This is a genomic window from Ktedonobacter racemifer DSM 44963 (genome assembly GCF_000178855.1).
GTDB classification, from domain to species: Bacteria; Chloroflexota; Ktedonobacteria; order Ktedonobacterales; family Ktedonobacteraceae; genus Ktedonobacter; species Ktedonobacter racemifer.
The window spans coordinates 706,734-719,632 of record NZ_ADVG01000002.1 but is presented as its reverse complement, the minus strand read 5'-3'; the positions used below and the strand labels follow the sequence as shown (position 1 = coordinate 719,632).

General features: G+C 56.3%; 11 protein-coding genes. 5 read left to right on the top strand and 6 right to left on the bottom strand.

Going from position 1 to position 12,899, the window contains the following annotated elements:
- Positions 1–66 precede the first annotated feature (66 nt).
- The 3 genes from KRAC_RS19455 to KRAC_RS19445 form a co-directional block, all read right to left on the bottom strand.
- A complete protein-coding gene (locus tag KRAC_RS19455) occupies positions 67–1,038 on the bottom strand; it encodes a DnaJ C-terminal domain-containing protein (protein ID WP_007909943.1) in 972 nt (323 codons plus the stop codon).
- A gap of 187 nt (positions 1,039–1,225) precedes the next feature.
- Positions 1,226–1,897 carry a nucleotide exchange factor GrpE gene (locus KRAC_RS19450; protein ID WP_052568417.1) on the bottom strand — a complete coding sequence of 224 codons (672 nt, stop codon included), beginning with the start codon at positions 1,895–1,897 and terminating at the stop codon, positions 1,226–1,228.
- Between the two features lie 149 nt (positions 1,898–2,046).
- The gene (locus tag KRAC_RS19445; protein ID WP_007909939.1) at positions 2,047–2,628 is read right to left on the bottom strand and encodes an HdeD family acid-resistance protein; all 582 of its coding nucleotides are present in this window, start codon (positions 2,626–2,628) and stop codon (positions 2,047–2,049) included.
- Between the two features lie 320 nt (positions 2,629–2,948).
- Between KRAC_RS19445 and KRAC_RS19440 the strand changes: the two genes are divergently transcribed.
- From KRAC_RS19440 to KRAC_RS19425, 5 genes are all read left to right on the top strand, one after another.
- Positions 2,949–4,586, top strand: a complete 1,638-nt coding sequence (locus KRAC_RS19440) for a zinc ribbon domain-containing protein (RefSeq protein WP_007909938.1) — start codon at positions 2,949–2,951, stop codon at positions 4,584–4,586.
- Between the two features lie 199 nt (positions 4,587–4,785).
- The gene (locus KRAC_RS19435) at positions 4,786–5,469 is read left to right on the top strand and encodes an RNA polymerase sigma factor (protein WP_040443883.1); all 684 of its coding nucleotides are present in this window, start codon (positions 4,786–4,788) and stop codon (positions 5,467–5,469) included.
- Positions 5,439–7,496: a HEAT repeat domain-containing protein gene (locus KRAC_RS61990; protein WP_007909936.1), complete on the top strand. Its 2,058-nt coding sequence runs from the start codon at positions 5,439–5,441 to the stop codon at positions 7,494–7,496. The genes KRAC_RS19435 and KRAC_RS61990 overlap by 31 nt, the downstream gene beginning before the upstream one ends.
- A 234-nt stretch (positions 7,497–7,730) precedes the next feature.
- Positions 7,731–7,901, top strand: coding sequence for a hypothetical protein (locus KRAC_RS71395; RefSeq protein ID WP_157506820.1), 171 nt, complete (start codon positions 7,731–7,733; stop codon positions 7,899–7,901).
- A gap of 85 nt (positions 7,902–7,986) precedes the next feature.
- Positions 7,987–9,225: an ABC transporter substrate-binding protein gene (locus KRAC_RS19425; RefSeq protein ID WP_007909931.1), complete on the top strand. Its 1,239-nt coding sequence runs from the start codon at positions 7,987–7,989 to the stop codon at positions 9,223–9,225.
- Between the two features lie 60 nt (positions 9,226–9,285).
- Here KRAC_RS19425 and KRAC_RS19420 read toward each other — a convergent pair whose 3' ends face one another.
- The 3 genes from KRAC_RS19420 to KRAC_RS19410 form a co-directional block, all read right to left on the bottom strand.
- Positions 9,286–10,173, bottom strand: a complete 888-nt coding sequence (locus tag KRAC_RS19420; RefSeq protein ID WP_007909929.1) for a carbohydrate ABC transporter permease — start codon at positions 10,171–10,173, stop codon at positions 9,286–9,288.
- Positions 10,174–10,206: 33 nt separating this feature from the next.
- A complete protein-coding gene (locus KRAC_RS19415; RefSeq protein WP_007909927.1) occupies positions 10,207–11,178 on the bottom strand; it encodes a carbohydrate ABC transporter permease in 972 nt (323 codons plus the stop codon).
- A gap of 120 nt (positions 11,179–11,298) precedes the next feature.
- A complete protein-coding gene (locus KRAC_RS19410; RefSeq protein WP_007909925.1) occupies positions 11,299–12,669 on the bottom strand; it encodes an ABC transporter substrate-binding protein in 1,371 nt (456 codons plus the stop codon).
- Positions 12,670–12,899 lie beyond the last annotated feature (230 nt).

The window sequence follows — 12,899 nt, the reverse complement described above, 5'->3', positions numbered from 1 at the left end:
GTCGACGCTGCGGGGAACTGCGCGTGCTTTAGCAGCGCGGCTTCCCGCAGCGTTGGTCGAATGCCTCTAGTGGAGGGAGTCCGCGAAGGCCTGGAAGAGGCGCTTCTGCTCCTCATTCAGCTTGGGCGGGAGCTGGATGTGTACCTCTGCGTAGAGGTCGCCGCGCTCATCGCCTTTGCCCATGCGCGGCATGCCCTTCCCGCGCAGGCGGAAGGATTGCCCATTGGCCGTTCCCTCAGGGATGCGTAGCAGGAGGCGTTTTCCGTCGGGTGTGGGGACCTGGACCTCGCCGCCCAGGATCGCGTTCTTGAGCGGAACATCGATCACTGTGCGCAGGGTCGCGCCCTCGCGCACAAACTGGGCGTCGGGACGCAGGCGAATGTTGAGATAGAGATCACCACCGTTCAGGCCCTGTTTGGCGATGCGAATGCGCCCACCCTCGTTGACCCCTGCGGGTATCTTGACCTCAAGACGCCGGGTGCTGCCGTCAGGTGCGGCGAGTTGCAGGGTGCGTGTGGTGCCCTGATACACTTCGGCGAGTGTGACCTCTACCTCTGTCTCGACATCCTGGCTCTGGGTCTGGGCGACGCGCCCACGTTGAGCACCACGCTGGCTACGTACATTGCCGAATGGACTACCACTTTTCTGGCTACCAAAGCCGGAGTGGAAGAAGGTCTCAAAGAAGTCCGAGAAGGGCGATTGACCACCAAAGAGATCGGACAGGTCCTCCTCGCTGACCGTGCGATATCGATAGTTGCCACCGCTAAAATTGCTGGCACCGCCACCAGCCCCAGGCCAGGTTCCATACTGCTGATAGTAATCGCTGAGTTCGTCGTATTTCTTGCGCTTCTCAGGATCGGCCAGCACCTCGTATGCCTCATTGATCTCTTTAAACTTCTCTTCCGCTTCCTTGTTATTAGGATTGAGATCGGGATGATACTGGCGCGCCAGCTTACGGAAGGCCTTACGGATCGCATCCTTATCGGCGCCTTTGCTGACACCAAGCACTTTGTAATAATCTTTATAATCAACTGCCATCGATCGTTTCTCCTACGCTGCTAGTTATTGTGCGAAAAATACAAGGACCTTCAAGCGCTAGAGTGGTGAAGAGAGTGGGTCCATAGCCCGAAGACAGGAGGGCACATAGGTTTCTGGCTCTCCTGTTCCTGGACTGCTAGCAGTCTCCTCTAGAGAATGATAACATATTTTAGGCGAAATTTATTCGCTACTGGCTGACATTCTGTTCTCCTGATGGAGCGGGACCTGCCACTGTGACCTGGGCTGGCCGGATGACGCGTTCGCCAAAGACATAGCCTGGGCGATAGACCTGGGCGACCGTCCCTTCTGGAAGATCGGGGCGTGGCTCTTTCATCAAGGCCTCATGCCACTGAGGATTGAAGAGCTCGCCTGGATTACCAATCTGGCGTACACCCAGTTGTTGGAGAGCTGAGATCAATTGGCGCGAAGTGAGCTGAATGCCCTGCGCCCAGGGATGCTGAGCCAGTTCAGGTGGGACCGCCATCAGGGCGCGCCCCAGGTCATCGAGTACGGGAAGGATATGTTCAATGATCTGGGCCTGGGCTTGCAGGCGTCCCTCGGACTGCTCCTGGGTCACGCGCCGCTTATAGTTGATAAAGTCAGCTTGCAGGCGTTGAGTCATGCTCAGATACTCGCCAGCTTGGCGCTGAGCCTCAGTGAGTTCGCGTTCGAGGGTCGCGACATCTGTATCGATGCCTCCGCCATTGCCTGGCATTGCTTGCTGGGCCTGAACTTGTTGGCTATTGACTGCTTCAGTGCGCATGGTTGGCTGCTCTGAGACATCCTGCGGGACGACCTGTTCCTCGGCAGGGGTATAGTCGGGCTGCTGTTGTGGATTGCCAAATGGTTGCTGTGGCATACTCACTGCTAAAAATCTCCTTTAGGATCTTATTCCGAAACCCAACGTCACTGGCGTGCCTAGCGCTTCGCGCTCAGGGTTTTCGGATCAGAAGTAGGTAAAAAATCCCTGGTACAATAAAGGATAAAATACAGTGCCCGTATGCCTGGCTAGACGGTGCCAGGCATACGAGGATGAAGCTCGCGATGTTGAAACGCACGCACGAACAGGGTAAAGCCCCACGCAATGGCGTAGATGCCGATGAGCCAGACGAGCGTGAGGAGTCCAGCTCGTGGCTGGGCAATAAGCAAGATACCCAGCACGATGGAGAGCACGCCCGCGATACCCATTGCCCATTCGCGCCTGACTGGTGCGCGTCCCGAAAAAGCGCTCACAAGCTCCAGAATGCCTGTGAGAATGGCCCAGGTCGCGACCAGGAACAGGAGTGCCAGCGCGGTCACGCCGGGCAAGGCAAAGGCGGCGATACCAATGATGATGCCAAAGATGCCCTCCAGCAGAATGATCCACCAGTAGTTTGTCAGGTGGCGCAGCTGCACCGAGGCAACGGCGGCAAGAATGCCATCAACTATTGCGAAAGCCGCGAACAGGTAGACCAGGATTAGCAGCGTCCGACCCGGCCATAAGAGTGCGGCAATGCCAAAGATGATAGCGACGACACCACGTATGGCCATAAGCCAGGTGGACCCCGTCGTGCCATACGCGCCCTGGTAGAAGTCGTCTGTTCGTTGCATGTGTGTTCCTCCTCACTACGTATAATACTGCATTTAGTGCTTGAAGCGAGACAGCCCTGAACCAAAAAGGAGGGCCTCTTCTACTAGCATGACGCATAGGTGAAAGCACGACTGAAGCATTGAATTCTTTTGTGAATTCATTTTACAGAGAACGCGGCGAGAAAGCCCCAGTCATTGATGCCGGGGATGAATCGCCGCCTCTGCTGGATGAGAGGAAAGAGAGCAGGGTCAGATACCTAGAACTAGCGTTCTTCCCGTTCCTCTGGTACAATAGACGTCAGTGGATCGAGATCACGTGTATGTTCGAAGAAGGGGCCACAATGCCGAAGAAGTGTCAGGGACAACGCAAACAGAAGGAACAGCAGGAGAAGCGACCTGCGACCCCCACCTTTCTGCTGGAACTGCCCCTGGCCGTCGATGCAGGGCAAGCCGCCCGCCTGCGCGCTCATCTGGAAGCCGCTCGTCAGCTCTACAACGCCATCCTCTCCCAAGGACAACAGCGCCTGCGCCGCATGCGGTCTGACCCCGCCTGGCAAGAGGCCCGCGCCCTTCCTCGCACCCACAAAGCGGAACGAGCGGCAACCTTCTCCGCCTTGCGCAAGGCGCATGGCTTCTCCGAAGCCGCGCTGCATGAAGCCGTCAAGGGGCTGCGCGTGGGCTGGATTGCCGCGCACATCGAGGCCGTGCTCGCCCAAACCCTGGCCACTCGCGCCTACCGTGCTCTCAACCGCGTCTGTCTGGGCAAGGGGAAACGGGTGCGTTTCAAGAGCCGAGGACGTGGCCTCTCCAGCATCGAGAATAAGCGCAACGATACCAGTCTCCGCTTTGTCCTGCAGCCCGCCTCTGAAGGCAACGCCGGCTATCTGCTCTGGAACGGAGACCAGATGCCCGCCCTCATCAATTGGAAGGATGAGGTGGTGACCCATGGCTTGAGGCACCGCATCAAGTACGCCCGCCTCATCCAACGTCCCGCCAGCAGCCCCAGAGCGGCCGGAGCCGATGCACAGGGCTCTCACTACGTCGTGCAGTTGGCCCTGGAGGGCAAGCCCCACCACAAACCCAAGCACACGATTGGCCAGGGCATCGTTGGGGCTGACCTGGGACCCTCGACCCTGGCGCTCGTTCCCCAGCAAGGGGAGGCGAGCTTGCAGGTGTTCTGCGCGGAACTGGCTCCTGAGGCCTGTGCCATTTGCCGTTTGCAGCGGCAGATGGATCGGCAGCGGCGAGCGGGCAATCCGGAGCACTACGACGAGAAGGGGCGCGTCAAGAAACAGGGGAAGAAGCGTCTGCCCTGGAAGAACAGCAAGCGCTACCAGGCGACCCGGCGGCGCAAGGCGACCAAAGAGCGCAAGCTGGCGGCGCACCGCAAGAGCCTGCACGGCCGCAAGGTGCACGAGGTGGTCGCGCTGGGCAGGACCATCATCCTCGAAAAGGTCTCCTACAAGGCATGGCAGAAACGTTTCGGCAAGAGCGTGGGACTGCGAGCACCAGGGATGTTTGTGGAACTCCTGAGACGCACCGTTGCAAGCACGGGCGGCACCCTGGTCGAGGTTCCCACACGCACGACGGCGCTGAGCCAATGGTGCCACGGCTGTGGCAGACGGGTCAAGAAGCCGCTTTCTCAGCGCTGGCATCACTGCGAATGCGGCGTAGGACCGGTGCAACGCGACCTGTATTCGGCCTTCCTGGCCGCCTATCTCGATCCAGCAGAACCCACTCCCTCGTGTGCCCGGTACCAAGCGTATTGGGAGGGTGCGGAAGCGCGCCTGCGGGCAGCACACGAGCGTCTAGCACAACGCGCGAGAGAGGGGCAGTCCTTGCCCCGAAGCTTTGGCATCCCCAGAGCCGGAGCGCGTCTGCCCAAAAGTCCAGGGGAACCACCACAAGAGCCAGCTTTCCCGCATCAGTGGGAAGGACTGGAAGCGTGGAACGAATCCCTGGAACCCCCAGCGCTTTAGCGCGGGGAGCTTCAGTAGCTTTCATTCGCACATATACCTGGACTCGCTCTCATCCCCTCTTGTTGTGCTATCATACGTAAAGAAGACATGCCCTTTTTGAGGAGACATGCCGGATTGATGGTGCTAATTGTAACCATTGGCTGAATGCTTGTGTTGTAGTTGGTAGAGAAAAATATAAAGAGCATGGTTAAAAAGAGCTATGAAACCGGCAGGAGAAAATTTGCTGGCTCTATTCGCCGATGACGTCGAACGGTACTATGAAGAACTGGTTGTGCTCTACTGGCACCAGCTCTGTGCCTTCGTGTGCCGGCGGGTAGGGAGCATGCAAGATGCGGAAGATATCGTACAGGAGGCCTTTTTGCGCGCCTATATGGCTCTAGAGACTTATTCTCCAGAGCGTATACAGACGCTAAAAGCGCGTGCCTGGCTCTATAAGATTACCTGGAATGTCTATTGCAACTATACCGGGCGTGTGAAAGCGCCCCCATCCATTTATCTCGATACTTCAGATGAGAGCCCACACCTTGAGCGCGAGGATGAGCATAATGCACAGCCGGAGCGAGCCTTTGAACTGGCTGAGAGTAGGCAGGAACTGGAGCTACTGGTCGCGCTCTTGCCGGCGCATTATCGCGACGTGGTGAGTCTGTATTTTTTTGAGGACTTGACGTACCAGGAGATCTCGGATGTGCTTGAGCAGCCCCTGGGGACGGTGAAGGTGTATGTGCATAGGGGCGTTAAGCTCTTGCGCAAGACCTTTGAAGAGGTGCGCCCCGGTATCCCTACAGGTTCAGCCGAACCGGTGAAAAAAGTCACGAAGAGCAAAAATGAGGGGAAACCAAAGAAAGCAAGCCAATGGAGTTTGATGCCTACCGATCACAACTAAATCGTGGCGAGCAGGAGCCTTCATCCGTCCCAGCGACACCTCCGGGTGGCATTTCTGCCTCATCTGAGCCACCAGTGCTCGCGCACCTGGGTCTGGGGAAGGTGCGTCACCAGGCGCGCGCCCTCTCGCATGACCAGCTACGCGCAGCCCTTCAGCAGGAGAACTGGCAGCAAAAGGTAATGGCCTTGCGAGAACTGGCGCGCAGGCAGGAAGATATCGCGCCAGAGGTACTACTAGCGGCCTTACATGATGAGCACGAGGCCGTGCGCGCGGCGGCTGTGCGCGCGTTGGGTAGTAGAGGAGAGCGGGCATCGTTGTCTATCCTGGCTGAAGCTTTGCGCGATGAGCAGTGGCAGGTCCGAGCGGAAGCGGCCCGCGCCCTGGGCAAGCAAGGCCAGCGTGCCCCTCTCGATCTTCTGGGTAAATCATGGCACGATACTGATCCCACAGTACGCGCGGCTGTGATCTGGTCCCTGGGACAAATGGGGGAGCGCGCGCCAGTAAATATCCTGGTCGAAGGGCTTACCGATGAGTCCGATCTTGTACGTGAAGCCGCTATCCATGCCCTGGGCGAATTAAACGAACAGGTTTCCCTGGAGCCTTTTGTGCGCGCGCAACTGGATCAGGCAGATCATGAGCGCGGGTTGGAAGATGGAGCGCCCAAGCGGCATATGGCACAAACGCCCTCCGTCTCATCCACGAATACCGATTCGCTATTGCTCCCGCTTACTGAGCCTGCCTTATCGTTTGAACAGACCGGGACACCTAGCGCGCAGTCGGACAATAGTGAAGGTCTCTCTACTAGTGTCGTGGAAGCTGAACAGGTGGCTGAGGATGTGCCACAGGAGCAAGTGTCACGTCCAGAGTGGACAACAGGTGCGGAGAGACGTGGTGGGCGAGCCCGCGCGAAATACCGGGAGCGTGCGCCACACTGGGTGGCACCCTGGCAACAGTGGGGTGGGCGTTTGCTCGCGGTTGCCCTCTTGCTCTTCATCATTGGGGGCTGGCTATCACTACGCTCGTGGACGCATCCCCCCGCCGCCGGCGTGGGGCGTACTGAGACCTACTTTAGCTATGTCAATGCGCGCAGTATTGAAAAGGTGTCCTGGGCGCCGACCGCGTATCGAGGTGCGCGCCATGGGCAGCACCTGCTCGCCTTCGCAGACGAGGCAGGCTATATCCAGGTCTGTGATGTTGCGCACCAGGTATGCGATAAGAGCTTTGGCGTCTTTGGATCTGTGCTTGCCATGCAGTGGAGCCAGGATGGCCTTACTATCGTTGACCTTAACCTGAATCAACAGCTTGTCGTGACGCGTATCTTTGTGAATTACCAGGGAAGCGATACGCAAAGTAACTATACACTGCCAGGAGAGGCAAACCGGTATTCCGTCGCCACGCTTTCACGCGATGGCAATACTATCGCACTTGCACTGAACAGCACGGATAGCGTGACAGGCGCCCGGGGAAGAGTACAGCTCTGGCACTGGAATAATCGTACGCCCTTTACAACCTATCCCACGCTCAATCTCCGTGTGACCGCCCTTGCCTTTTCGGATGATGCCGCTATGCTGGCCATTGCCAGTAGTACGCCTGAGATGGTAAACAACGGTAACACGCTGGAGATCGTGGGGCATGGTATATTGCTTCCCGTTGGGCCAGCCTATCCTACCTACGCCCTCGATTCGCTGGCCTGGTCGCCTGATAGTATGTATCTTATCGGGACAAACGGCCAGGATGGGGCTAAACGGTGGTTGTTGAAGCAATTTGCTGCCGATGGCATTGTGCTGGTGAATGGCAAAGCCTCGGTTGTTAGCGCCTGGTCCCCTTTACAGAGCTTAAATTTGCTCCGTTTTGCCACGGCGAGCAGCGATGGTAGTATTCAAATATGTGATCCCTCGGGATGCGCGGATGGCTCATTTGAGCAGCATAAACACATTGTCACAGACGTAGCCTGGGCCCCCGATGGCGCGCAGGTCGCCTCCGTTGACGAGAATGGCACGCTGTTTGTGTGGGGCGTCAAAAATTGAGCTGAATCTTACCCAACAGGGTTTTCCAGTTCTTGCCTCGGCTCGCTACGCTCGCCTCGGGGTAAGGGGGTGTGGATGGAAAACGGCTTTGCCGTTTTCCATCCACACCCCCTTACCTCGAGCGCCGCAGGCGCGAGGGCGCTCGTGAGAAAGAGCATCACTTTCATCCTCACGAGAATTGGAAAGCCCTGTTACCCTGTATTGCTCCTATTGACAGGAGGATGTGGGTTGCATATGATGCTGTATAGATTGGTCGTGGCGAATGTAGTGTGTCTCAATAGCCCAGGTCGCGATGAGGCGAGGAACTTTATTGGCCGTGTGGCACTGGCGGAGGTACAGTATGAGACGCGTGGTTACTCCTTTGCTCCTGTGCATGATGGTAATGATGCTGGCATGTACCAGTAGTAACACGGGAGGAAGCGGGAATCAAGGTTCCCAGGGGGGCGGCAGAGAGAGTGGTCAATACTCCTTGAGGAGTGGTGACCCCTTTATGGAGTGCCCGCAACAGACAAACATCCGAGTAGCCCCCCCAGAGCAAGGAAAGGTCACCTTGACTGTGGCCTACTGGTCGTCTTCGCCAGTTGAGGACGCGCTAGTGGAAGCCAACTTACAGCAATTTCAGCGCCTACACCAGAATATCCTCATCAAGAAAGAGCTTATTCGCGGAGACTATAGTAGTGCTCTTCAAGCTGACCTCAAGCGCGGCCAGATGCCAGATGTCTTTTATTTGCAGCCGCGTATGGCCAATATTTATATTGGTCAGGGTGTTCTGCTCAATCTCTCCCCCTACATGGCGCGCGACAAGGTTGCCGCCACTGATTTTTATCCAGGATTAATTAGCTCATTTAGTTGTAAGGGTGGGCAGGTCTATGGTTTGCCCAAGGATTGGAACGCGCTTGGCGTGTTCTACAATAAGCGCCTCTTCGCGGCAGCCCATCTCCCTGAGCCAGGTCCGAATTGGACATGGCAGGATCTGCGTACGACTGCTCAGAAGCTAACAAGCGTAGATGCCCAGGGACGAGCGCAGACTTATGGCCTGACGCTCCAGCTTGACTCCTCGCGCTGGCTGGCCTTTCTCCTCGCGAACGGTGGATCGGTGCTTAGCCCCGACGGAACCCGCACCACCTTTAATAGCAAGGCCGGGGTTGAGGCGATGGATTACTACACCAGCTTTATGCGCCAGGATGCCTCTTCTACGCTGTCAACCGCGCTTGTGCCGGCGACGGCCCAGGAAGAGTTTGACGCCTTTGGCATGGGACACTCGGCTATGGTTATTGAGGGCGGCTGGCTTGTGACCTATATGCAGCAGAACTATCCTCAGACCGACTACGGCATCGCGCCTCTTCCCAAAGGTCCAGGTGGTAAGCAGGCCAACTTGATTTACACCAATGCCTGGGCCGCATCCGCCCAGAGCAAGCATCCAGAAGCCTCCTGGGAATTGATTCACTACATGACCGGGCAGGATGTACAGCGAAGCCAACTCCAGGCTGGTTTCGCGCTGCCAACATTGAAGAACATGAATATAAATGCGTACCTTCAGGCACACCCTAAGATTAACGTCTTGTTTGAAGGCGCCAACTACGGCTACCTGGATAACTTTGGTAAGTATGACCAGTATATTCACGACCGACTCAACCTGGCCATTCAAAGCGTCCTCTTTAGCCAGACCAGTTCTCAAGCAGCTCTGGACCGGGCGGCAATGCAGGTCAACCAGATTTTAAGCCCATAAATCAGGTGAAAGTATGAAAGGCCTGTTGCGCAAAATGTGCAACAGGCCTTTCATACTTTCTTACCCTTTGACGGCGGCACTGGTGGCGCCTTCGATGAAGTAGCGCTGGAAGATAAAGAAGAGGATGAACATGGGGATGGTATTAAACATCGAGCCTGCGATAAGCAGGTTGTACTCGGTATAGTAGGCACTCTTATAGAAGAACATGCCCAGAGGTAGGGTATACATATTGCGGCTATTGAGAACAAGCAGGGGCCAGAGGAAATCGTTCCAGGCGCCCTGGAAGCTGATGATAGCGACCGCGATCAGCGCGGGCTTCACAAGAGGCAGGATGACCTGTGTAAAGATGGTCCAGCGCGATGCACCATCTAGCATGGCCGATTCCTCTAGCTCGCGTGGCAGGCTCTTCATAAACTGAACCATCAGAAAGACCGCGAAGGGCTGAGCCATAACAGGGAGGATCAGCGCGAAGTAGGTATTTACGAGATGTACGCTGTTCATGATCAAAAACTTGGGGATAATCGTGATTGGGGCGGGAATCATCATCACGGCCAGCGTCGCCAGAAAGATGACCTCGCGCCCACGGAACTTGATACGCGAGAGGGCATAACCAGCCATAGCCGAGAAGAGCACATCTAGCGCGGCCACGCTCACCGCGTAAATGCCCGAATTGAGGATCCAGCGTAAGAAGTCGGGATCGCTGATCAGGCGGGCGAAGTTATCGTAGGTCACCGGGTTAGGCAGCAGCGTTGGAGGGTAATCCAGAATATGCGAGAAGGTCTTGAAGGACGACAGGAAGGTAAAAATGAAGGGACCGAGCGATGTAATCGTAAACACGAGAAGCATCGCATAGAGAAAGACATTGTACCAGCGAAATGGCCTGCGCGGCTTCTCGCTCTCTTGCTGGCTGATATCTAATGGTTTATTGATTGTTTGGGCCTGGGCCATAGCAATTCTCCTTCTTCCAACCGGTGATTTTGCCTAGTTATTGACATCGATCAGGCGGCGCTGAACGATGGTCACAATGAAGATGACAACGAAGAGCAGCACAGACATGGACGCCGCGAGGCCAAAGTTATTATCTTTAAAGGCCGCGTTATAAATCTCAAGTACCGGCGTCAGGGTCGAATTGAGTGGCCCGCCCTCGGTCATAAACTTGACCTGGTCGAAGAGCTGGAAACTGCTGATGGTGCCAAGGGCCACGACCAGGAAGATGGTTGGGCGTAGCAAAGGTATTGTCAGATTGAGGAAGAGATGCCAGCGATTGGCGCCATCGACGCGCGCGGCCTCGTAGAGCTCCAGGGGGAGATCCTGGATCGCTGCCAGGAAGTAGAGCATAAAGGTGGCCGAAGTCGTCCAGATATTGAGCATCATAATGGCCGGGAGCGCGAAGTTGGGGTCTTCGAGCCAGTGGGGGCCTGGCAACCTTAGAAGTGAGAGCATGTAATTGATCAGCCCTTGGGGATTATAGAACCAGAGGAACATCAGTGAGACCGCCACTGATGAGGTCACAGCGGGAAGATAGAAGACACTGCGGAAGAGGCCACGCAGGCGGGGAGCGATAGCCTGGAGCAGAAGCGCCAGTAGCAGGCCAAGAATTGTCTGCCCGATCACCACGAACACTGTGTACTTCAAGACATTGACCATCGAGACCCAGAAGTCGCTATCGGCAGCGTATGAGAGCTGGTTGAAGAGATTCTGATAGTTGCGAATGCCGATGAAGCGGGGGATGGTAAAGCCAATATCGACCTTGTAGAAGCTGAGTCCCAGGCCATAGAGCATGGTCACCAGGTAGAAAACGATCAGGACAAACAGATATGGGAGTAGGAAGAGATAAGCGGCGACGGCGTCGCGGCGGCGGCCCTCAGAGGCCCCTTTAAAGCGGGGAGAGGCGGGTTTTTTCTCGCCGGTGACCAGCCCCGGCGTCGCCGCGGGTTGTGGTGATGCTGCCATAGCAAAGCTCCTTACACACATCAGGGATAAGGCCTGCCGCCCTGTACTCCCGGGGAAGAAGGAGAGACAGGGCGACAGGCATATTGCAAACGATAGAGAGTAAGTAATCTGGACGAGTGATCAGGAGTTCAGCTCGTTATTGATCTTGTTCTCGGCCTCCTTCAAGGCATCCTGGGGACTGGCCTTCCCGAGCAGGGCCTTCTCAACGGCAGCGTCGAGCAGCGAGTGAATCTTGTCGGTATGCGGGCCAAAGTTGTCGGCATAGCCGTAGGTCGCGGCCTCAAAGAGCGTCTTAAAGCCAGGATGCTGCTCAAAGTAGGAATCGTTAGCCAGGCTCTTGAGCGAAGGCAGGGCGAAACCGGCATGCAACTGGCTGCCCTGGACATCTTTGCCTGTCATGTACTGGATCAGCTCCCACGAGGCCTCTGGATGCTTGGTGCTGGCATAGGCGGACCAGGAGTTGGTAAAGATCAGGTCAGCACGCTTGCCATTGGGAGCCAGGGGAACTGGCGCGATATCATAGTCCACATCGGAGAAGTTCTGCTGCATATAGGGGATGAGCCATGGACCTTCCAGGGCCATCGCCGCGCGCTTCTTACCAAAGGCATCGCCAGCCCAGCCGGCCGCGACATCCCCAGGCTGTACCGAGGAGCCATCCTTCTGGAAACCGGTGTAGAAATTGAGCGAATCGATGCCTGCCTGGCTATTGAAGGCCGAGGCGGAGCCATCGGAATTGAGCACCTTGCCACCATCGGCGAGCATGAAGGGTAGCCAGCGCTGTGACGCAGCCCCGAGGGTAATGCCATAGGTTGAGGTCGCGGCATTGCCGGACTTGGTCAGCTTCTTGGCCATGGAGCTCATGTCATTCCAGGTCCAGTTCGCCGTTGGCAGGCTCACACCCGCGTCCTGGAACATCTTCTTATTGTAGAAGACGCCCAGCGTGCCCCAGTCCTTGGGCAGACCGTAGACCTGGCCACCCTTACAGCTAAAGGGCGTGATCAGGGAATCATAGTAGTCCTTGGCATTTACATTCGACTTGCTCATATAGGGTGAGAGATCGAGCAATTTGCCTGCGGTGATGTACTCGGGTGCCATGTCGGTCGAGAGATAGAAGACATCCGGCACGTTGCCGCTGGCGATATTGGCGCGCATCTTGGTTGCATAGTCGCCAGTGATGGGTGACCACTTCAATTTAATATTGGGATGAGCATCCTCAAATTTCTTTAAGTTTTGCTGTACAAGCGCATCCTCAGCGGGTGAGGAGGACCAGCCCGCGACCGTAAGTGTCACGGTGCCGCTCTCTTTGTTTGCGGCCTTATCGCTGGTATTGCCAGGGCAGGCGATATAACTATTTCCGCCCGTGAGTCCCTGGTGCGTATCTCCGCTGTTCCCATTGCCGCCAGAATTGCCGGTATCGCTACCGCCGCAGGCTGCGAGCAGGAAGATCAGGAGAAAGGTAAAAAAGAGTGAAAATGTGTGGCGTTTCTTCATGAACGGCCAGCCTCCTACTGTTATGTCGCATCTTTGTGACACGTAATTGTGAGATATGCTATGGGCCGAACCGGTTACGGCCTTATAGCCAGGTGCAACGTTGCTCCGATCAAGAGGTCTAAGTATCACGAAGGCAAAGCGATTGATATTGACATCCTGCTGTATCAACCTACGGGGCAGCTCTCATCAAGATGAGCTAATGGCCCTGAAATACTATAAGATCGATAAAA

What these genes read in the sequence shown, in the direction of transcription:
- KRAC_RS19455 (WP_007909943.1), bottom strand. Translation starts at nt 1,038, where the DNA reads ATGGCAGTTGATTATAAAGATTATTACAAAGTGCTTGGTGTCAGCAAA.
- KRAC_RS19450 (WP_052568417.1), bottom strand. Translation starts at nt 1,897, where the DNA reads ATGCCACAGCAACCATTTGGCAATCCACAACAGCAGCCCGACTATACC.
- KRAC_RS19445 (WP_007909939.1), bottom strand. Translation starts at nt 2,628, where the DNA reads ATGCAACGAACAGACGACTTCTACCAGGGCGCGTATGGCACGACGGGG.
- KRAC_RS19440 (WP_007909938.1), top strand. Translation starts at nt 2,949, where the DNA reads ATGCCGAAGAAGTGTCAGGGACAACGCAAACAGAAGGAACAGCAGGAG.
- KRAC_RS19435 (WP_040443883.1), top strand. Translation starts at nt 4,786, where the DNA reads ATGAAACCGGCAGGAGAAAATTTGCTGGCTCTATTCGCCGATGACGTC.
- KRAC_RS61990 (WP_007909936.1), top strand. Translation starts at nt 5,439, where the DNA reads ATGGAGTTTGATGCCTACCGATCACAACTAAATCGTGGCGAGCAGGAG.
- KRAC_RS71395 (WP_157506820.1), top strand. Translation starts at nt 7,731, where the DNA reads ATGATGCTGTATAGATTGGTCGTGGCGAATGTAGTGTGTCTCAATAGC.
- KRAC_RS19425 (WP_007909931.1), top strand. Translation starts at nt 7,987, where the DNA reads ATGGAGTGCCCGCAACAGACAAACATCCGAGTAGCCCCCCCAGAGCAA.
- KRAC_RS19420 (WP_007909929.1), bottom strand. Translation starts at nt 10,173, where the DNA reads ATGGCCCAGGCCCAAACAATCAATAAACCATTAGATATCAGCCAGCAA.
- KRAC_RS19415 (WP_007909927.1), bottom strand. Translation starts at nt 11,178, where the DNA reads ATGGCAGCATCACCACAACCCGCGGCGACGCCGGGGCTGGTCACCGGC.
- KRAC_RS19410 (WP_007909925.1), bottom strand. Translation starts at nt 12,669, where the DNA reads ATGAAGAAACGCCACACATTTTCACTCTTTTTTACCTTTCTCCTGATC.